Here is a 19,462-nt window from a genome sequence, read left to right on the forward strand (position 1 = left end):
ATTGGTGGGCTTGATACTTGAAGATTTTCTTTGAGGTGTTTCATAAGATGTAGTGTTTGAATACAGTATTTTTTTCAAAAACAGAACTCCCATGATCATGAAAGTTCTGTCCATCTAAGTGTCTCTTGTCATGACATTTGAAACCAAGATATATCATGATTCATTTTGATGAAACTTGTCGTAAAATGTTTCATGTGAAACATTGATCGTTACTTCCCTTCGACCAGCCTGCCAAAGCTTTCTGGTGAAAGTCCCGGTGAAATGCGGACGCGGTGCAAGGACATCATGCCTTGTTCCTTCTTCGCATGTCCTGGTTCAGTGGTAACAGCCATTTGGTATCCGGCTTCCTTCGCCAGCTTCAACGTCTCTTCATTATAGCGCCCGACAGGATAGCTGACCATTCTCGTACGCTGAGAAAATCGCTGATCAAAGAATGTCTTTGATCCTTTTAACTCCTCTTCCTGCTGCTGCTTTGATAATTGATTGAGCTCTAAATGATGAATCGTATGACTCTCAATCGAGATCCCATGTGCCATCATCTCATCCATTTGCTCATCCGTTAAGTGATTCGGACGGCCAATGGATTGCTCAATCATGAAAATCGTTGCTTTCATTCCATACTGCTTTAAAATCGGAAATGCCTTTGTATAGTTATCCGTATATCCATCATCAAATGTAATGAGGACACTCTTCTTACTTGGCATCGAATTTGTTGTGAAAACGCGGTACACCTCTTCTGGCGACAGTGTGACATAGTCGTTGTCCTTCAGCCATTTCATATGAGATGCAAATTCGCTCTTTGGCACACGTAACGAGTTACCGCTTGAGATGCTGTGATACATCAAAATTGGAAGCTCGACCGGCTCCTTTTGCTTCATCCAGTTTAGTGTCTTTATCACTGCCGTTTCTTTTTTCTGATGCATATCTTTTGTTTGTAATGGACCCTTTTCCTCTTTGACGACTTGCTGGCTTCCTTCCGCCTGCTCCTTCATTCCCATACAGCCCGAAATGAGCAGCAGCATAAGACCAACCGTCATCAGCATACATGTTTTCTTCATTCACCAATCCTGCTTTCTCTTTATCTACCGAATGATTATAACAGAAATTGGTTATTCATTGATATCTATTTTGACAGGGTATTCATTTTTTTACACATTTCGATCATCTCGATGGCGAGCAGATGAATGGTCTCTGTTGTGAGCATTTGATCTTCTGCGTGTATCAGCAGTAAAGAAAACGGAAGCTGTTCACCTGCCGCTTCTTTTTGAATCAGCGACAAGTGCAGGTTGTGGATGCTTCGAAACGCTTCCTCCCCTTTTTCGATCAACTGCTGCGCTTTTTCAAAATCATCAGCTCTTGCTAGACGAATCGCTTCTACATAATGACTTCTTGCCTCGCCTGCATGGGCAATGATTTGAAAGGCTGCTCCCTGCATTTCCTCTAATACCGTCATCTGCTTCTCCTCCAATTACTCAAGATTCATTTGCTAGTTTCAGTGCATGATCTAGGATTTTTTCTCCGTTTGCTGTTCCGTATAATCTCACATTGACGACATCGACAGGGATTTGATAAGGTGCCGCTGTTTTTTCTGCTGCTTTTTTCATAAAACTTACTTGCGGTCCAAGTAAAATCGCCTTTACATCCTCTCCATGCTCTTCTAGTTCATCCGCAATGGCTCCTTCAGGTATAGCATAAATATAGTAATCCAGCCCTTTAGCTTCTGCGGCGGCCTTCATTTTCGACACCACAATGGACGTCGACATTCCTGCTGCACAAGCGAGAATGATTCGTTTCATATCCCATCACTCCTATTGATAAATGACTTCTGTTTCAACTGTCAGTTCCCTAGTTTTGATTAATGTCTGGTACCAATACGCAGATGCTTTCAGCTGTCGATTTCGTTCATTTTCCAGCTGGATTTCGACTAAGCCGTAGCGGTTTTTAAAGGCATTCATCGGTGAGACATTGTCTGTAAATGCCCAAAGCATATAGCCCGTGCAATTTGATCCTTCTGCTTTCGCTTGAAGTGCCCGCTTCAAATGCTGGCTGATAAATGAAATGCGATACTGGTCATCAATGATTCCATCTTCTTTTTTAAACCGTTCTTCCTTTTCTACACCCATGCCATTTTCGGCCACAAACCACTCAATATTTCCGTATTCTTCTTTTATCCTCATCCCCATATCGTAGACAATCTTCGGGTAGATTTCCCAGCCTCTAAAAGGATTCATTTTTCTCCCTGGAAGCTCAAACATATCGTAATAATAGGATGGGTGAAAAGGCGTCCCTTCGTTCCAAGCCTTACTCGGCGCCTTGACACGATGCGGATAGTACAAATTAAGTCCGACGACATCTACCGTATGATTCTTGATGATTTGAAGCTCTTCCTCTGTGGAATCGAAAAGAATATCATGCTTTTTCAACACATCGATCAGTTCCTCTGGATACTCCCCTTTGATGGAAGGATCTAAGAACACTCGATTAAAAAACAAATCATACATACGTGCCGCTTCTTGGTCATGCGGAGCAGACGATCTTGCATACGTCACTTCTGGATTGAGAATCACCCCGATTTTGGCTCCTGCCGATTCCTTCAAACCCATCTCCTGAAACAGCTTCACCACTTTTGCTGTTGCCAGTGCTTTATGATAGTTCCACTGCATCCATTTCTTCGTATTTTGCTCATACGGATATCGGATGGCATCTAGATAAACACGTGTCTGGACAACAATCGGTTCATTAAAACTAAACCAATGTTTGACCCGGTCCCCGTAGCGCTCAAACACTTTTTCTGCATAGAGAACAAACAGATCGACGACATGCTTTGATGACCATCCGCCGTACTTCTCAAGCAAAACGGCAGGAAGCTCATAATGCTCTAAGCAAAACATCGGCTCTACACCTGCTGCGATTAATTCATTGATCAGATTATCAATGTAACGAGCATAGGCCTCATCCACTATCCCATTCTCGTAATCTATGAGAAATCTCGACCAATTGATCGATGTCCTGTAATGTGTCAGTCCAATCTCTTTCATTAAGGCTACATCTTCATGATAGCGCTCGTAAAAGTTCGTCGCACCAGCTGGCCCATAGCCTTCGTGCCACACGTGATACCCTTCCTTATACCATAAATCGATGTACGAGTCCTGATGCGCCCGCTTTCCCTTCCAGCCCTCCGTCTGCCATGCAGAAGCCGCAGCACCTAGGATAAAATCTCTTGGAATCTCAATGCTGTTCATGTCGCCGCCTCCCTTTTCTTCTTCTGAATGTTTATTCTGAATCTGGTGCTGCTTCTGGCTTGCGGTTAGACAAGAGAACAAACGGTAAATAGATGAAAACAGCAACCACAATACAGATAAGCTGTGTGATGACGGCTCCCATGCTGCCAGCGGTTGACAGCCATGCATTCACAAGCGGCGGTGTCGTCCACGGCACCATCACGACCGCTTTTCCAGCGAATCCTGTAGCCGTCGCAATATAACCAATCGTACCTGTCACAAGCGGTGTGACGATAAATGGGATCGCCATCACAGGGTTTAGCATGACGGGTAATCCAAAAATAACAGGTTCATTGATGTTGAACAGTCCGGGTCCTGATGAGAGCTTGGCAATGCTTCGCATCTCTTCCCTTCTCCCAGCAATGAAAATTGCAATCAAAAGTCCAATGGTCACACCTGAACCACCGATGCTCATATACACATCCCAAAACGGCATCGTGATAATATTCGGGATCTCTTTTCCCTCTTGAAATGCTGTCATATTCACTGCAATCGATCCTAATAAGAGCGGCTCCCGGATCGGCTTAATCATCTGGTTGCCATGGATGCCGATCACCCAGAAAAATTGTGCCACAAACATCAACGTTAAAATCCCAGGCAGCCCCTGTACAACACTTTCTAGCGGACGCTGCACCACGTTATATACTGCTTCATGCAAATAAATGCCTGTCACACGATGAAATGCAAACCCGAATGAACTAATGATCGTAATTGTAATGATAGAAGGAAAAAGTGATGAAAAAGACGTTGCCACATTCGACGGAACCGAATCTGGCATCTTGATTTGCAGCCATTTCACCTCAGTCAGCTTACAAAAGATTTCCACAGATACGATCGCAATGATCATCCCTAAAAATAAGCTTTTTGGATCGGAAAATTGTCTTGCCAACACGTCTACAACCTCACGCATCGATCCATCAACTTCAAGAAGAAGTGTCGTTGGAATAACGGATATGAATGAAATCAACGCCATCAATCCTGGGAACAGCGACTTGTGCCCGTTGATTTTCCCAAGCTCAATCCCAATGAGGAACACAGCCCCAATGGTTAAAAAGTTCAGCGTGGCATAATTGATTGCCTTCATAATAGGCTGAAGCTCTGCTAAAAACCTGAATATCTCAAAATGAGCAAGCCCTGTTTCCGGGCTCATGATCATATTCGCCACCAGTACAGCAAAAGCTCCTGTAATGATGATCGGCATCAGTGTGACAAATGCCTGTTTAATCGCCATAATATATTTCTGATTGGTGATGCGATAAGCCACATGCCCCATGACATCTGCCGCTTTCTCCTTGAAGCCCATGATCCGTCTCCCCCTTTGCACAAACTCGTGATCATCCTCCTTTTTGATGTTATTTTAAAAGCGCTTTCATTAACATCTAATCTTTTTCCTCACAGATGCGGAAATGGGTGTCGCGTTTTTTCATTTGGCTGCTCCAATACTTGAAGTGCTGCTGTCAGTTCTTCAAATGAAGAGGCTTTGATGAGCTGTTCCACCACTTCCTTCCGTTCTGTCAGCCGCACAAGAAATTGATAAAGCGACTGTAATTCTTTTTGATACGTCTTCTGGATGCTTAATAAGCAAACGACTTGTACTCGATCTTCTCCCCACAACACCGGCTTTTTTAACGTACAGATTGCACAAAACGTATCGTCTGTTGCCGGCTTAATTGGATGAGGAATCGCAACCAAATGACCGAAAGAGGTGGGTGACACTTGCTCTCTTTCTAGCAATAATTGTTCAAACTCGTCTGGGATTCGATGCTGCTCCTTTAACACGTTCACGAAAAATTGAAGAACCTCTTCCCTTGATTGAAGGTCTTGCTGAAAAAATGTCAGCGCCGGACTCACATACCGTAAAACCCCTGTATCCTGTGAATTTTGCACAAATCGTTTCAGCCGGACAATATCATCGTCACTTAGAATCGTATGTACATCAATTACTGGTACCGGCAATGTATTCTGTAGCGGAATGGTACTAATAATAAAATCAATGCTTCTCAAATCATATGAAGGAAGTTCCCCGACACTTGCAGTTCCAGCGATCTCCAGTCTTCCGCTAAATGCTGCCGTGAGCTTATGAAGAAGAAGCTGACTGCTGGCGACACCCGTCGCACACACAATAAGACATGTCTTTCTCACATGCTGTGTTTTTGTCCGCTCGATTGCAGCTCCAATATGAAGTGCCAAATATCCGATTTCATCCTCAGGAATCTCAACACCCTCTTTTTCCTTCAGCCACCTGCCCATATAAACACCCGCCTCAAACGCAATGGGATAGTGCCTTTTAATGTCTGGTAAATAGGGATTTCGAATATTCATATCGTATCTAAAACGATGAATGGCGGAACGCAAATGAAGACTTAAACCAACGATCAGCTCCTTATCAAACTGAATATCAAGTGACATATGCTCCTCCACATAAGCAAGCAATTGGTGAGTGAAACGAAAATGATCTTCGTCCAGCAGATGAAATAGCGTATGGCCAGCCTCTCCATATGCCATCATCTTTGCCCCCATTAAGTGAATTGCGATGTACGCCATTTCAGATAACGGAAAATCAATCGCTAATACGCGGCGAATATCTTCTGTCATTTGTTGAGCTATCTGGAAAACTGGCTGCACTTGAATTTCTCTCAATTCCGCTTCTGGCATCTGAACCAGCTTTTTTTCTTCTATTCGTTTGCATGCGATGGCAATATGGGTCACTAAATTACTTAAACCGATTTCTGATAAATGAAGCCCGGTGGCTTTTGTACGTGAACGCACGATGTCCTGAATCAGTTGATACGTTTCTTCAGGTAACAGTGCAGAGTTCGCTTGATCCTGCTGAAATACATGCTCTGCCATACAATATCTTAATTTCATTTCATCGCCTGTCAGACGCAGTCCATATTTAGGGCGGTGCGATATAGAAAGTCCATGCAATGAAAACAAGTGCCTGACAGCTTTCAAATCATTTTTCACTGTGGATTCACTCACAAATAATTCCTCTGCCAATCCCTCTAATTTGATATATTCTTCTGACAGAAGCAGCCTTTTCAATAGATAAGCCACGCGGTCCTCAGGCTGATTGGGAATGGACTGTTCCTTTTTCTCATTTCTTTCTCTCAGTGATTTTTTCAAAAATGTACGAAATGCCCCATAATCTTCAACGCTCAATGTATAGCCTGCCCCGCGTTTAATATGTAGTGCGGCACCATGTTCTTCTAAGATCACTTTAAGCGCTTTCATATCTGTGCGGATGGTTCGTGATGTGACTCCGATCACACGGGCAATTTCTTCACTTGTCAGTTCCTGCTCCGCTTGCATCAATCTTTTCAGAAGCTCCTCCTGACGTAGAGATAGCATGGGCTCTCCTCCCTTGGCATTTACTTTTGCCTATCATCATAAACGAAAATAGAACTCTTTGCCCAGTATTTCTTTCAAATCGGGAACCTAGATATGGCTCATTCGTATGAATATGAAACTAGAGGAGGGATGCTTTTATGTTTGTTGTCATTATCATATTAGCTTTTTTAGGAGCCATCATTGCCAGCTTGTTCACACCAAAGGATAAACGTGCATCTGCTAAGCGTTCTGCACATCATAATTCAACGACAAGTACATATACTGATTCGTATACCCATCACGCTTCTGACGCCTCCTGCGGGAGTGATTCAGGTGATAGCGGCGGTGGTGGATGTGACTAAACAAAAAAACAGCCGCCCTTTTATGAGACGGCTGTTTCGTTTATGGTTTTAAAGAGCTTTCCAGCCCCGTTCAATCAAATGTTTAACGTCCTTTGCAAAATCCTCGCCCTTTTCCATCACGTCCTGAGCTCTTCCTGCAAAATTACTGGCAACAGCCAGCTCCATTTTTTTCAATTCAAAGTGTAAGATTTTTTGGTCAATCTCTGTTATATATTTTTCATATTCATCGTTGACGATGTCGTGCATCACGCTGTAAGCGTCTTTCCGGTGGCGATGAAAATCGGTTCCTCTCTCGCCTTTCCATGACGAATCTAGGGCAGGCTTCTTGATTTCTTTGATATCTGACTGGGCAAGATCTTGTTCTGTTCGAATATTGCTTTTGGCTGTCTTTAACCGAGAGATCATTTCGTCAAATTCTGCACGTTTGTTCTCAATTCCCATATGCAGATGGTGCAGCATCTCGGATAAACTCATGTCATCCACCTCTATCTGACCTCATACGAAAGCACGGCGTGAGCACCTTTGGAAACCATCGACTCACTTGATTTTTCCAATCCTGACATTTCTATCGTTCTGCTTTCATTAAGTATAGTATAAGGTGAAAAGCCTCAGGCTTAAATAGGGAAAAGGTGTCCTTTTAGCGACGCGTTTGGAAGAAAAACGGAATAATACAAGGTCTTACACCCTGAATTTTATATGAGTCTTTATAACTACAATTACTTCGTGTAAATGATATCCATAAATAAAAGCGATTGTGCTGGTTATTTTGCAGCAATCGCTTCGTCTTGTTCTTTTAATGTTTTCACGTTAGAACGTGTATCCTGAACGTTTTTGATTAGGGCTTCTTTAAAGCTTGAAACCATTTCGCTTACCTCTGCTTCACGTGCCGTCCACTTGGTTACAAATTCAAGGCTGTTTTCACCCGCTTTATCTGCTGCCTTTTTCATCGCTAAAGCTTCGACTGCTTGGGAGACTTCATCTAGTTTATCCATGACTGTTTGGTAGTTTAACTTAATTTGTCCCATTGTGATATCCTCCAGATTTGTTCAGCATGAAGCTTGCTTACAAGCTGCTCCATGCTTTTGAGATCAAGCGTTTTGCGTCCTCTACTGCGTCTTCTCCCTTTTCAGCAAGGCGTGCGGCGTCTCCAGCTAAGGAACTGGCAAAGGATAACGCAGCTTGTTCTGCTTCTAATGTACTGATTTTGAATTCGATACGGCTCACGTAGCGTGGGTATTTATCGTTCACGATCGTTTGCAGCGCATCATGTGCTTCATTTCGGTCTGTTTTGAAATCCTGGCTTCGCTCACCTTTCCAAGAGGTCCCAAGCTTTGGCTGCTTGATTTGCTTTAAATCTGTTTCTGCCGCATCTTGTTCACGTTCAACTTTGCTTTTCGCCTTTTTGAGCCGAGCGATTTTCTCTTCAATTTCTGCTTTTTTATTTGAAATGCCACCGTTAAGGGCAGACAGCATATCCGATAAGCTCATATGGGTTCCTCCTCCTGTCAAAAAATAAAAACGCTGCTTAGAGTTCCTCTAAACGAGCGTAAGGTGAATAGCACTTTTTCCAATATTGTTATTATAAGGTTCAAAGACTCATGTTTGAATAGGGATTTGTGCCCTTTTTATGGGATAAATATGCTTTCACTCTACTTCACACTCCCCCTTTTGACCTCTTTTATAGGAGGTCTAAATTCCTGTTCGTTTGCTATATGTCACATATAGTCTCTCGGTCCTAGGACAAACAAAGCCGCCCCGTGCAGGAGCGGCTTTTGCAAACGGCTTATGAGGCCGATTCTTCTCTTTCTTGTTGATCTTTCACGTACCAAATGAATTTGCCCGTATATCCGTAAATGATCGCAAGACCAATGGCGACAAAGCTCAACCACATAAATGGTAAATAAGAGAATGTCGATACGCCAAGAATTCCTGCCATGTAAATACCGTTATCTGACCATGGAACCATACCAGACGTAAGCGTACCACCGACCTCAGAGTTTCTGGATAAAACTCGTCTGTCTAACTTTAATTTATCGTAGCTCTTTTCCATAATTTTTGGTGTAAGGATAATTGATACGTACATCGCACATCCAAAAATGTTAGCAAAGAATGCAACAAGAATAGTGGAAAGAGTAACATTTCCCGCATTGTGCAGTTTTTTCTCAAAAGTTGAAACAATGACTTTCAATACACCCAGATGTTCTAAAACTCCCCCGAAACCAAGCCCAAGGATAATCACTACCAAAGAGCCAAGCATGTTGACCATTCCACCACGATTGAGAAGTTGGTTTAGAAAGTCTACATCTGATTGAATTGAAAATCCATTGTATGCTGCACCAATTGCATCACTAGGATTCGCACCTTGAAAAGCAAAGGCCCAGATCGCCCCAAACAAAGCACCGATTGCAATAACCGGCAGAGCAGGCTTTTTCATGACAAGTAAAACGACAACAATTAGAGCTGGAATGAGCATCCATACATTAATATTGAATGTATCGAGCAACGCATTCTTTAAGTATTCAACCTTTTCTTGATCAATATTACGTCCTCCATAGATAAAGCCGGTGACCGTAAACATAATAGCTGTAATAACAAAGGCAGGTATGGATAACACCATCATTGCTCTTACATGCGCCAGCACTTCTACCTTTGATAAGGACGAGGCGAGAACTGTACTGTCTGACAGTGGAGAAAGCTTGTCTCCAAAATAAGCACCTGACAAGACGGCACCTGCAACGATTGGAAGAGGAATCCCTAAACCTTCACCAATGGCAATCATGGCAATACCAGCTGTACCAACTGTTCCCCAAGATGTCCCTGTTGCGACAGACATAATGGCACAAATAATGAGTGTTGCCAGTAAGAAGATATTTGGATGAATAAATTCAAGACCATAATAGATCAGTGTCGGTACGACCCCGCCAGCGATCCAAGTTCCAATTAAAGCACCTACAGCAAGTAAAATCAAAACAGCATCTAATCCATTTGATATCCCTTTTGTAATAGCACCCTGTAAATCCTTATATGAGTGTCCTAAATGAAGACCAAGCCCAATTGCTAAAAACCAAGAAATAAATAAAGCCAGTTGAATATCCAAGTCAAAATAAATAGTAAATGATAAGACAATCGCCAAAAATAAACCTAGTACGGCGATGATCTCCACCATAGATGGCAAGCGAACCGATTTCAATGTTGTTTCCTCCCTTTGTGCGTGCGTTAAGCGTTTTCAAAATATTGTGAAAAAAGTGTGTCAATTCGAAAGAAAGTGAATTGCCTGTTTTTTCTCTTTTTCACAGGCAATTCCACATATTAATAAAATAAAATTTTTGATAATATTATCGCTCTAGGAGCTCTGCACCCGCAATGCCAGGCTTTGTCATCTCAAATGGATTTAAGATAATATCAAGTTCTTCTTCCGTTAAAACATCGTACTGCAAGCAAAGATCTCTGATCGATTGACCTGTTAAGATGGCTTCTCTTGCAATTCTAGCGGCTGCTTCATAGCCTAAGTGAGGGTTCACGGCAGTGATTACGCCTGCACTTTTTTCTACATATTCTTTCAAACGTATTTCATTTGCTTCAATGTCCACTAAGCAATGATCTGTGAATGAGCGGAATCCGTTATTCATTATACTAATAGACTGAAGCAAGTTAAAGACCAGAACTGGCTCCATCACATTTAACTCAAGCTGGCCTGCTTCAGAGGCAAGACAGATCGTGTGGTCGTTCCCAATGACCTGGAATGCGATTTGGTTAATGAGCTCTGCCATGACTGGATTGACTTTCCCAGGCATAATGGATGATCCAGGCTGACGAGCTGGCAATGCAATTTCAGCAAGACCTGCACGCGGACCAGAAGCCATTAAGCGAAGGTCATTAGCGATCTTAGACATGTTCATCATACATACTTTTAAAGCGGCGGATACTTCTGTGTAAGCATCTGTATTTTGCGTTGCATCCACGAGATGCTCTGCCCCTACAAGAGGAAGACCCGAAATATCAGCGAGCTTTTTCACCACGATCTCTATATAACGAGGATCTGCGTTTAAGCCCGTCCCAACAGCTGTCGCACCCATATTGACTTCATATAAATGCTGCTTCGATTGGTTAATCCGCTTAATATCACGGCTCAGCACGCGGCTGTAAGCTTCAAATTCCTGTCCCAAACGGATTGGAACAGCATCCTGCAAGTGCGTACGGCCCATTTTAATCACATGATCGAATTCTTTTGCTTTCTTTTTGAAGACGTCCTGCATGGCTTGCATCGTTTCAAGCAGAATGTCTAACTGCTTGAGCACAGCAATATGGATCGCCGTTGGGAATGAGTCATTCGTTGATTGCGACATATTCACATGTGTGTTTGGGCTTAAATGGATGTATTCACCCTTTTGATGCCCCATGATTTCTAGCGCTCTGTTTCCAATCACTTCATTGGCATTCATATTCATGGACGTTCCTGCGCCGCCTTGAATTGGATCGACAATAAAGTACTCGTGCAGTTTGCCTTCAATGACTTCGTCAGACGCTTGAACGATGGCATTTCCAATTCCTTCATATAAACGTCCGACTTCCATATTGGCTTGAGCTGCTGCTTTTTTCACGATGGCAAAGGCTCTGATTAGTTCCTCGTGCATCCGATATCCTGTAATCGGGAAATTCTCTTTCGCACGAAGGGTTTGAACCCCATAATACACGTCTGCTGGAATTTCTTTTTCACCAAGAAAATCCTTCTCATAGCGATAAGTTGCTTGAACCATCTCTTATGACCTGCTTTCTATAGAATAGTTAAATCACTAAATCTTCTGCGATTGGCGTTTCCATAATCTTTTTGACTTCTCTTGGATCTGTTGTTTTGCCTAGTGCCCACATCAGTTTCGGCACGATAGCTTCTGTATTCATATTTCTTGAACGTGCCACCAATTCTTGATTGATCTTGCGTCCTACCTCATACACACTCATGTCTTCGCCTTCTTCAAGACACTGAGTGGTGATGACAACAGAAATGCCTTCTTCCAGCAATTCGTTGATCTTTTCTAAAAGGTTTCTTCCTTCGAAAGGAATTCCGCCGCTGCCGTAGCTTTCAATGACAACGCCTTTGTACATGCTTTTGACTGCATCTAAAAACTCAGGCTTCAGGCCTGGGTGCAATTTTAACAGACACACATCTGTGTTCAAGGATGCATCTAATTTAAGCGGTTTCATTGGTGTTCTTTTTACTTTGCTATTGTATTCAATTTGATGGTTTTCAATTGATGCAATATATGGGTAGTTAATGCTTTCAAATGCATCATAGCTTTTCGTTCTTAGTTTGATCGCACGTGTTCCTTGGATGACTCTGCCATCAAACACGACATATACGCCGCCAACACCGTCACATGCAAAACGAATCGCATCTGTGATGTTTTTCTTCGCATCTGTTTTCTTAAAAGTAATCGGAATTTGTGAACCTGTAATCACGATCGGCTTATCAGGATTTTGCAGCATATAAGACAGCGCTGCTGATGTATAGGCCATTGTATCGGTTCCGTGAGTTACAACAAACCCGTCATACTGATCATAATTCTCATAAATGGCTGTTGCGATATCAACCCAGTATTCAGGCTGCATATTTGTACTATCTATACTCATTAGGGACTTTGTGTCCATTGTATATTCTGCATTAATTTCGTTTAAATAGCTCAAAAGATCCTCAGCTTTAACACCTGGAGCTAATCCATTTTCACTCTCTACAGATGCTATCGTCCCACCAGTCGTTAAAAGCAATAATTTCTTCAACAGGTCCACCTCTTTCGTAAAATTACTTCGTTTGTCACACATATTATAAGCTAGCTTGTGCTATTCTATAATATACGCTTTACGCGTACCTTCATTGCCATTATAGTCACATAACGCGAATTAATCAAGAAATTGTTACGCATAACGCGTACATTCTATGCCAAAATATGATATACTGTTGTTGTAAATAAAGGAGCGTTCATGTATGATACTCGATCGTTTAACCACTCTTAGAAAAAAGAAAAAATGGTCTCTCCAGCATACGGCAGATCGCCTAGGTATCGCCAAAAGCACCTATGCCGGTTACGAATCTGGGTACCGACGACCTTCGCTTGAAGCAGTGAAGCTGCTGGCTGATTTGTATGATACGTCCATTGATTTTTTACTTGGTAGAACGGACGAGCCAGAGATACAACGCAAAATCTCTGATATCAAAATTGAACTGACGGAAGCAAAAGAAGGAACCATTCATGTAGACGGCGTTCCCCTAAATGATGAAGAAATCAAACAGCTTGTTGCCTTTATTCGGGCGAAAAACACTCTAAAAGTATAAACACAGAAAAGAGAGGCACCTATCAAACAGGTGCCTCTCTTTCCTTTTCCAATCTCAATATGGAGAAGACAGCTGGCTTAATTCCTCTAGGCGCCGCTTCGCTTCTTCTTTATTAAAAGAACTATAATAGCGATAATTCTCCTCATCTAAGATGCGGTAGTGCTGACTAAGTACATTTTGCTGAAGGCGAAACGTGCCTTTTTTGACAGCCGTCCTCCACCAAACCTTTCCGCCAATCGTACGCTCAACTGATAGATGTAATTCATCATGTGCCACAACTTCCAAAATCTCAAGCGGGTCATCCCCTAGTGTCCCTTTCAGAATGTCACTATCTCTGAATAATGCACATACGGCCGCGGATTGCGTCCAATTGAGACGCAGCCTGTTTTTTTCAACCTGCTGTAAATGCCGTTTCGATAGACCAAGTACCTCCGCCATGCGATCCTGCGTATAATCCTTTTCTTTTCGAATCCGTGCCATTTGTTCTGTGACGAGGTCGATTACCATCTCTTTATCCATATCTCATCACCTCTTTCGAGTGTTCAGTCTTTACTGACATCATACACGATTTTTTCGAAAAAGTGGCGCCTCATCCTATACAATTCTGACAAAACAGCTTAGTCGGTCTTCTCTTCTCCCTGGCCATGCTGCTGTCTCCAATTTTCTTGGGCTGCCTGATGTAAATATGGATAGATCTCCTGTTTGACGGTCTGCTCAAATACTTCTTCATCTAAAATGCTGTACGCCGGAATTCTGATCAATTTTCCATCTACTTTCCGAATGAGCACATCCATAAAAAGAAATCCTCTTATGCTGTACCGATGCCTGCGCATGTCGATTGATTGAATATCTTGAAAAGGAATCGTTCGCTCCCGGTGCAGCACAGCACCATTCTCTCCGCGCTGAATGCGAAAAATCACATTTCCCCTCTTCGTAAAAGCAGGCAAAATCATCAAAAAGGAGATCCAGCCATAGACAATACCTAATAGTCCGCCTAAAAATAAAAACAATGTATAGTTCGATTCAAATGTAAGAGCTTCTGAAAATAACCAAATACCGATGATACCGAAGCCGCCCGTTGCTAAGAATGCCCATACTCTTAAAAAAGGTCTGCTCCTTACTTCTATTACTTCACTTGGATTCAAGCGTCATTCTCCTTTTCTCCATTAGAATATAGAACGGAACCCGTCTCGATGAGCCGTCTCAATGCGAAATTGATTTTCTTTTACTCCTGATACAAGCCACGATTGGTTCTCACCTGGAATGACAAATATCATCGACTCCACATCAGGCGTATTATTTTTGTCATAGACGACCTTCATGAGGGAATCCATCTTTCCTTTTCTCGTCTGTACATCAGAAACAAATGCCTTCACGAGCTCTTGATTCTCTGCTTGATTCAGAAAGGATGGCCACTCATTTTTTGCTTCGCTTGCTTGCTCTAACAGCATTTCAAATTCCTCTGCCTGAAGACTGATGACATGTTCAGAGTGATCATTCATCTGTATGTTGAAAAAGGCTGTCACTTGCTCTTCTGCCTGCTGATCGCCGCTCAGTTTACGAATTTGATGCACTTGTTGATCATAAAGCGTATGATGCGCATATACACCCGCCTGAGTTATGTGAAAGGAGGTGCTGATTTCTTCATCTAAATCTCCAAATCTAGACGCCTTGACGGTGTAAGAGGCATCATTCATCGCCTGGATGAAATGACGGTATTCCGCTTTATAACGGTATTGTCTGTTTCGAAATTCCAGTACACCTTTTGCGAGCAAAGAACGGCACGCAATTTCAAATAAAAACCCAAGGCGCTCATCCTCAACATCAGGATAATACGCTTCCTTTAAGGACATGCCTTGTTCAAAATAGCCTTCACTGTAAAAACTAAAGATGAGTTCCTCAATACTTAGACTTAGCTGATCCAACTTGATCTCTCCTTATCCAAAAGAAAATGCACCCTTAAAGAAATCGCCTGCACCCTTTATGAGCGAATCTGCGGTTTCTTTTGTTTTTTCTATCCCTTTATGTATCACCTGATTTGCCTGATCAATGGTATCATTGACTGCTTTCACACCTTGCCCCGCCAGTTCGAATGCTTTTTTCCCTTTATCCACGACCGCATGAATCGGGTCCTTTAATTTCACTGCCATCTGTTCAGCAAAACCGGATGTCAGCTTGGCGACTTTTTCTCCAATAAATCCACCTACCGCTGAACCAATGGCTCCGCCAACAACGGTACCAATCGGGCCTGCAAAGCTTCCAAGAGCGCCGCCGACAACGGCACCTGCGACAGAACCTCCAGCGATAAAGACCGTATTGTTCACTGCATTTCCAACAGCCTTTGCATTTTCACGCTTAAGGACTTCTGGCTGATCACCGAATTCTGCATAGTTCTCGGCAATTTTCAATCCACAGCCCACTGTTTCTGTTGCACCAGTGACAACTGTTGCAATGATGGCATTTCCTTTCGCAAACCTTGCACCATTTTTCAGAACAGACTTGATCGCAGCCGTGTCCTTCCAATTAATACTTCCTTTTGTAAAATCACGGACACTGTTCGTGAACGCAACTGTATCGTCAGGATAAAATTTTGTGAATTTCTTATGGACCAAGTCAGCCATCGGCCAGTTCGATCGTTTTAATAATTCTTTTTTACTCAGCCAAATCCTTGCTAACCGGTCAAATCTCGTTCCTTCTACCCGGCTGGTCAGATCAAGCAGCAGCTTCGAATGCTGCGCTGCATATCGGCCATTTTCTTTAATGAAGGTCGTCATTCCAAGCCCGTAATATTTCGCCTGCATCATCACGATACCTGCTAAGCTCGTGAGTGTACCATATTGATCATAGATGCTGTACAATTTCCGCAATATATCATCTGCTTCGACCATTTTATCTGTTGCATGACGAATGGCAATATCATCGCTGCTCAATTTGCTGATTAACGCTTGTCCTGCTCCCCATGCATCCCCGACACCAGAAAAACAGCTCCTATACCGAGGATCGCAGCCTAAAATCAGCCCGTCCAGTTCACTATGTAAATCGCGGTGCTTCGTTTCAATGGCTGACAGCTCGCCTACAAAATCATTCGCCAGCCCTGTCAGCTGATCTGGATCAACCACAATGTCACGTGCCATCACATCATCTCCCTTCTCTGTTTCTTTCTCTCCGTTCTTCTCGTCTCTTTCGCTCAAGCTCTTCCATTCTGGCAATTTCAGCTTTACGCTCCTCAATTTTGACCGCTGCATCACGCAGTTCCTGACTTGTTTCAAGCAAATCCTTTTCAAATTGATCATAGCGTGCCGTTGTTTCTTCAAAGCTTTGATCAAATTTATCTCTTGCTTCTCCCTGCCAGCCTGATCCTACTGCCTTCAGCCGATTTTCCAGCAGCTGCTTTGACTGCCGAATCTCATCAGCCGCTTCCTGAAACTTTTGAGCGAGTGCCAGCGTTTGACTAGAATCCAACTTTCGCACCCCTTTCTCCCAATTTAACGTACAAATGGATGATTTTATATGTCCTCATTATAAATAAAAAGACACCCAAAAAAATCACCCTAAAGAACCATTCAGCACATCACCTAATGAAAGTAGGCCTTTTTCCTCTCTAATTGCCAGAGAAAGCCTTTCTTGTTATGAAGCGCATTCAAGACGTGATAAAATGGACGTATTCTACAAAAGGAGTGACGTATAGATGAAAGAGGAAATGATTCAGCGTTTCACAAGTTATGTGAAGGTAGATACGCAGTCAGATGCAGAAAAGGAAAGCTGCCCATCTACTGAAGGACAATTGAACCTAGCGAGACAGCTTGTTGAAGAAATGAAGTCCATCGGGATTCAAGAAGTGACAATGGATGAAAACGGCTATGTCATGGGAACGATTCCGTCTAACACAAACAAAGACGTGCCGACCATTGGCTTTTTGGCTCATATCGACACCGCCACTGATTTCACCGGCAAAAATGTAAAGCCGCAGCTTCATGAGAACTATCAAGGCGGCGACATTACCTTAAATGAAGATCTACATATCGTTTTATCTCCACAACAGTTTCCAAATTTACAAAAGTACCAAGGACATACGCTGATCACAACAGATGGCACTACCCTGCTTGGTGCTGATAACAAAGCTGGTATCGCAGAAATTATGACAGCTATGCATTACCTAATCGAACACCCAGACATCAAGCATGGAAAAATCCGCGTCGCTTTTACACCAGATGAAGAGATTGGCAGAGGGCCGCACAAGTTTGATGTTGATGCATTTGGCGCTTCCTATGCTTACACAATTGACGGCGGACCGCTTGGCGAGCTGCAATATGAAAGCTTCAACGCAGCAGGTGCGAAAGTATCCATTAAAGGAAACAACGTCCACCCAGGAACAGCTAAGGACAAAATGGTCAGCGCTGCGAAAATCGGGATGCTCTTTCATAACAAACTTCCTTCTGACGAATCTCCGGAGTATACAGAAGGCTACGAAGGCTTTTTCCACCTGACGAAATTTGTAGGAGAAGTAGAAGAGGCGGAGCTGCAATATATTATCCGTGATTTTGATAAAGAGAAATTCAACAATCGCAAGGCATTGTTTGAAAAAATAGCAAATGACTTAAAAGCCACTTATGGAGAAAACAGCATCACCCTCAGCATTCAGGATCAATATTATAATATGAGAGAAAAAATTGAACCGGTGAAACATATTGTGGACATAGCTCATGAAGCTATGGAAAATCGCTCAGTCACACCGGTCATTGAACCAATCCGCGGCGGCACAGATGGCTCACAGCTTTCATATAAAGGTCTACCAACGCCAAACATCTTTACTGGCGGGGAAAACTTCCACGGTAAATATGAATTTATTTCCGTTGAAAACATGGTGAAAGCAACCGAAGTTATCGTTGAAATTGCCCGTCTATTTGAAGAAAAAGCATAGACATGTTTACAACCGTTCCTGTTCGGGAACGGTTTTTTAATAAAAGTTTACAATTTTCTGAAACTTTTATGACACTTATTCGTACTAATAGAGACAACCCCAGAAAAAATTCTTCTTGACGAGTGAAATAACTGGAAATATAATAGTTAAAAACAACCAGTATTTTAGACCTAAAATAGCAGATCGAATGAACCTTAAGGACTAAACCGATTCTGCTGCTTATTTTCAGTTATAAACATCACTCACCCTGTCTACACTTAAAGAATAGGATGAATTGGAGGAATGTCATATGATGATTTTATTGATTATCGCTTCACTTTGCTGCTACTTACTATTCTCTTTCAAAAAAGATAACCGCACCCAAAAAAGAAAAAGCGCAGAGCTTTCGGAGTTTGAAATCTTTCGTATGCGCCGCCACTACAACGGAAAACGCCGTCACCCACTAAACGAAGCACCTAAACAAGTATAAATCCAAATAAAAGAGTCTCTTGAGGGGCTCTTTTTTGTGTTGGCATAGATAGCAAAAAACGACCAGATTCAGTGGTCGTTTTTCTTTTTATTTATATACCTTCGCAGGAACTTGAATCATAGGAATTCCAACATAATAAGGTGAAATTTCATATGGCTGGAAGACAACAGCAATTCCCTTTTTCGTGAAGTAATACTGTGTGTTGTAGTTGATTTCAATGTCACTTTTTTTCAGGTTCGCATAGAATTTACTTTTATGTTTCTTTGTGTAGTTATAAATATAATCTCTTACTTTCGTACGCTTTTTCTTTGTTTTCACAACGTCAGTCAAGAACAGCTGCTTTGTTTTTTTCTTTGTTAACACATAGTTCATGCTGGAAACCATTGTGTCCCCGTGCATGCTGCCATCATTCATGTAGTCATAGTTTAAGATACTTAGTTTCTTCCCATTGTTAAATTTCGTTTTAAACGATCTCTCGTACGTGATCTTCCCAAAGCCTTCCTTTTTCGCTTCATCCTTTAAGAACAAGTAAGTAGAATAAGAGAAAGCAATATCTTCTTTTAAATCACGATTGATGGTTTTCATATGCGCCTTGCTTAGGTTTTTCACCTGTGCATATTTGAACGTTTTTTTCTTTTTATAATAATGTGTGCTTACTTTTGCTTTTTTTGCTTGTTTGGCATCCGCAGATCCAACTGGCGCAAACAAGGAAACAATCAGTGAGAAAATAAGCAGGCCGATCGTTAGGCCTTTTTTCATTGTCATAGTAAA

At 42.3% G+C, this 19,462-nt stretch carries 22 protein-coding genes; 4 read left to right on the top strand and 18 right to left on the bottom strand.

The window, feature by feature from the left end:
- Positions 1–209 precede the first annotated feature (209 nt).
- The 6 genes from NSQ72_RS18175 to NSQ72_RS18200 all read right to left on the bottom strand — a co-directional run bounded on the left by NSQ72_RS18175 (position 210) and on the right by NSQ72_RS18200 (position 6,632).
- Entirely contained in the window at positions 210–1,058 is an 849-nt protein-coding gene (locus tag NSQ72_RS18175) for a polysaccharide deacetylase family protein (RefSeq protein ID WP_445285750.1), read from the bottom strand.
- A gap of 65 nt (positions 1,059–1,123) precedes the next feature.
- A complete protein-coding gene (locus tag NSQ72_RS18180) occupies positions 1,124–1,453 on the bottom strand; it encodes a PTS lactose/cellobiose transporter subunit IIA (protein WP_024423898.1) in 330 nt (109 codons plus the stop codon).
- 19 nt (positions 1,454–1,472) lie between these two features.
- Positions 1,473–1,796, bottom strand: a complete 324-nt coding sequence (locus NSQ72_RS18185; protein ID WP_047202937.1) for a PTS sugar transporter subunit IIB — start codon at positions 1,794–1,796, stop codon at positions 1,473–1,475.
- A gap of 12 nt (positions 1,797–1,808) precedes the next feature.
- Entirely contained in the window at positions 1,809–3,242 is a 1,434-nt protein-coding gene (locus NSQ72_RS18190) for a glycoside hydrolase family 1 protein (protein ID WP_212039558.1), read from the bottom strand.
- Between the two features lie 31 nt (positions 3,243–3,273).
- A complete protein-coding gene (locus NSQ72_RS18195) occupies positions 3,274–4,584 on the bottom strand; it encodes a PTS sugar transporter subunit IIC (protein WP_341084889.1) in 1,311 nt (436 codons plus the stop codon).
- Positions 4,585–4,673: 89 nt separating this feature from the next.
- Positions 4,674–6,632 (bottom strand): BglG family transcription antiterminator, encoded by a 1,959-nt coding sequence (locus NSQ72_RS18200; RefSeq protein WP_144468105.1) that lies wholly within the window; start codon positions 6,630–6,632, stop codon positions 4,674–4,676.
- Between the two features lie 137 nt (positions 6,633–6,769).
- On the opposite strand from NSQ72_RS18200, the gene NSQ72_RS18205 reads away from it, so the two are divergent.
- Positions 6,770–6,973 (top strand): hypothetical protein, encoded by a 204-nt coding sequence (locus NSQ72_RS18205; RefSeq protein ID WP_039182539.1) that lies wholly within the window; start codon positions 6,770–6,772, stop codon positions 6,971–6,973.
- Between the two features lie 48 nt (positions 6,974–7,021).
- Here the strand turns inward: NSQ72_RS18205 and NSQ72_RS18210 are convergent, their stop codons facing one another.
- The 6 genes from NSQ72_RS18210 to NSQ72_RS18235 all read right to left on the bottom strand — a co-directional run bounded on the left by NSQ72_RS18210 (position 7,022) and on the right by NSQ72_RS18235 (position 12,748).
- Complete coding sequence (locus NSQ72_RS18210) at positions 7,022–7,447, bottom strand: YwqH-like family protein (protein WP_039182541.1); 426 nt, start codon at positions 7,445–7,447, stop codon at positions 7,022–7,024.
- Positions 7,448–7,734: 287 nt separating this feature from the next.
- On the bottom strand, positions 7,735–7,998 hold the full coding sequence (locus NSQ72_RS18215; protein WP_024423905.1) for a YwqI/YxiC family protein: 264 nt from the start codon (positions 7,996–7,998) through the stop codon (positions 7,735–7,737).
- A gap of 37 nt (positions 7,999–8,035) precedes the next feature.
- Positions 8,036–8,461: a YwqH-like family protein gene (locus NSQ72_RS18220; RefSeq protein ID WP_041118256.1), complete on the bottom strand. Its 426-nt coding sequence runs from the start codon at positions 8,459–8,461 to the stop codon at positions 8,036–8,038.
- Between the two features lie 295 nt (positions 8,462–8,756).
- The gene (nhaC, locus tag NSQ72_RS18225; RefSeq protein WP_024427525.1) at positions 8,757–10,163 is read right to left on the bottom strand and encodes a Na+/H+ antiporter NhaC; all 1,407 of its coding nucleotides are present in this window, start codon (positions 10,161–10,163) and stop codon (positions 8,757–8,759) included.
- A gap of 145 nt (positions 10,164–10,308) precedes the next feature.
- On the bottom strand, positions 10,309–11,730 hold the full coding sequence (gene aspA, locus NSQ72_RS18230; protein WP_099663822.1) for an aspartate ammonia-lyase: 1,422 nt from the start codon (positions 11,728–11,730) through the stop codon (positions 10,309–10,311).
- Between the two features lie 28 nt (positions 11,731–11,758).
- Positions 11,759–12,748 (bottom strand): asparaginase, encoded by a 990-nt coding sequence (locus NSQ72_RS18235; protein ID WP_024427527.1) that lies wholly within the window; start codon positions 12,746–12,748, stop codon positions 11,759–11,761.
- A gap of 205 nt (positions 12,749–12,953) precedes the next feature.
- Here NSQ72_RS18235 and NSQ72_RS18240 point away from each other — a divergent pair, with 205 nt between their 5' ends.
- The gene (locus NSQ72_RS18240) at positions 12,954–13,301 is read left to right on the top strand and encodes a helix-turn-helix domain-containing protein (RefSeq protein WP_039182556.1); all 348 of its coding nucleotides are present in this window, start codon (positions 12,954–12,956) and stop codon (positions 13,299–13,301) included.
- A gap of 54 nt (positions 13,302–13,355) precedes the next feature.
- Here the strand turns inward: NSQ72_RS18240 and NSQ72_RS18245 are convergent, their stop codons facing one another.
- The 5 genes from NSQ72_RS18245 to NSQ72_RS18265 form a co-directional block, all read right to left on the bottom strand.
- Positions 13,356–13,820: a helix-turn-helix domain-containing protein gene (locus NSQ72_RS18245; protein ID WP_039182560.1), complete on the bottom strand. Its 465-nt coding sequence runs from the start codon at positions 13,818–13,820 to the stop codon at positions 13,356–13,358.
- A gap of 98 nt (positions 13,821–13,918) precedes the next feature.
- A complete protein-coding gene (locus NSQ72_RS18250; RefSeq protein ID WP_058838437.1) occupies positions 13,919–14,446 on the bottom strand; it encodes a YfjD family protein in 528 nt (175 codons plus the stop codon).
- Between the two features lie 21 nt (positions 14,447–14,467).
- Positions 14,468–15,226 carry a hypothetical protein gene (locus NSQ72_RS18255; protein WP_341084892.1) on the bottom strand — a complete coding sequence of 253 codons (759 nt, stop codon included), beginning with the start codon at positions 15,224–15,226 and terminating at the stop codon, positions 14,468–14,470.
- A 12-nt stretch (positions 15,227–15,238) separates the two neighbouring features.
- On the bottom strand, positions 15,239–16,435 hold the full coding sequence (locus NSQ72_RS18260) for a DUF6861 domain-containing protein (protein WP_024427531.1): 1,197 nt from the start codon (positions 16,433–16,435) through the stop codon (positions 15,239–15,241).
- A gap of 4 nt (positions 16,436–16,439) precedes the next feature.
- Positions 16,440–16,763: a WXG100 family type VII secretion target gene (locus tag NSQ72_RS18265; RefSeq protein WP_024427532.1), complete on the bottom strand. Its 324-nt coding sequence runs from the start codon at positions 16,761–16,763 to the stop codon at positions 16,440–16,442.
- A gap of 226 nt (positions 16,764–16,989) precedes the next feature.
- On the opposite strand from NSQ72_RS18265, the gene pepT reads away from it, so the two are divergent.
- Together pepT and NSQ72_RS18275 are read left to right on the top strand one after the other, a co-directional pair.
- On the top strand, positions 16,990–18,222 hold the full coding sequence (gene pepT, locus NSQ72_RS18270) for a peptidase T (RefSeq protein ID WP_039182570.1): 1,233 nt from the start codon (positions 16,990–16,992) through the stop codon (positions 18,220–18,222).
- 289 nt (positions 18,223–18,511) lie between these two features.
- Positions 18,512–18,691, top strand: coding sequence for a hypothetical protein (locus NSQ72_RS18275; RefSeq protein WP_039182574.1), 180 nt, complete (start codon positions 18,512–18,514; stop codon positions 18,689–18,691).
- 87 nt (positions 18,692–18,778) lie between these two features.
- Here NSQ72_RS18275 and NSQ72_RS18280 read toward each other — a convergent pair whose 3' ends face one another.
- Positions 18,779–19,456, bottom strand: a complete 678-nt coding sequence (locus NSQ72_RS18280; protein WP_064498846.1) for a DUF3298 and DUF4163 domain-containing protein — start codon at positions 19,454–19,456, stop codon at positions 18,779–18,781.
- Positions 19,457–19,462 lie beyond the last annotated feature (6 nt).

Origin of the sequence: Bacillus sp. FSL R5-0659, assembly GCF_038008785.1 — a bacterium.
Taxonomy (GTDB): domain Bacteria; phylum Bacillota; class Bacilli; order Bacillales; family Bacillaceae; genus Bacillus; species Bacillus safensis.

Coding starts and splice junctions, on each gene's coding strand:
- NSQ72_RS18175 (WP_445285750.1), bottom strand. CDS start 1,058: ATGAAGAAAACATGTATGCTGATGACGGTTGGTCTTATGCTGCTGCTC.
- NSQ72_RS18180 (WP_024423898.1), bottom strand. CDS start 1,453: ATGACGGTATTAGAGGAAATGCAGGGAGCAGCCTTTCAAATCATTGCC.
- NSQ72_RS18185 (WP_047202937.1), bottom strand. CDS start 1,796: ATGAAACGAATCATTCTCGCTTGTGCAGCAGGAATGTCGACGTCCATT.
- NSQ72_RS18190 (WP_212039558.1), bottom strand. CDS start 3,242: ATGAACAGCATTGAGATTCCAAGAGATTTTATCCTAGGTGCTGCGGCT.
- NSQ72_RS18195 (WP_341084889.1), bottom strand. CDS start 4,584: ATGGGCTTCAAGGAGAAAGCGGCAGATGTCATGGGGCATGTGGCTTAT.
- NSQ72_RS18200 (WP_144468105.1), bottom strand. CDS start 6,632: ATGCTATCTCTACGTCAGGAGGAGCTTCTGAAAAGATTGATGCAAGCG.
- NSQ72_RS18205 (WP_039182539.1), top strand. CDS start 6,770: ATGTTTGTTGTCATTATCATATTAGCTTTTTTAGGAGCCATCATTGCC.
- NSQ72_RS18210 (WP_039182541.1), bottom strand. CDS start 7,447: ATGAGTTTATCCGAGATGCTGCACCATCTGCATATGGGAATTGAGAAC.
- NSQ72_RS18215 (WP_024423905.1), bottom strand. CDS start 7,998: ATGGGACAAATTAAGTTAAACTACCAAACAGTCATGGATAAACTAGAT.
- NSQ72_RS18220 (WP_041118256.1), bottom strand. CDS start 8,461: ATGAGCTTATCGGATATGCTGTCTGCCCTTAACGGTGGCATTTCAAAT.
- aspA (WP_099663822.1), bottom strand. CDS start 11,730: ATGGTTCAAGCAACTTATCGCTATGAGAAGGATTTTCTTGGTGAAAAA.
- NSQ72_RS18240 (WP_039182556.1), top strand. CDS start 12,954: ATGATACTCGATCGTTTAACCACTCTTAGAAAAAAGAAAAAATGGTCT.
- NSQ72_RS18245 (WP_039182560.1), bottom strand. CDS start 13,820: ATGGATAAAGAGATGGTAATCGACCTCGTCACAGAACAAATGGCACGG.
- NSQ72_RS18260 (WP_024427531.1), bottom strand. CDS start 16,435: ATGGCACGTGACATTGTGGTTGATCCAGATCAGCTGACAGGGCTGGCG.
- pepT (WP_039182570.1), top strand. CDS start 16,990: ATGAAAGAGGAAATGATTCAGCGTTTCACAAGTTATGTGAAGGTAGAT.
- NSQ72_RS18275 (WP_039182574.1), top strand. CDS start 18,512: ATGATGATTTTATTGATTATCGCTTCACTTTGCTGCTACTTACTATTC.
- NSQ72_RS18280 (WP_064498846.1), bottom strand. CDS start 19,456: ATGACAATGAAAAAAGGCCTAACGATCGGCCTGCTTATTTTCTCACTG.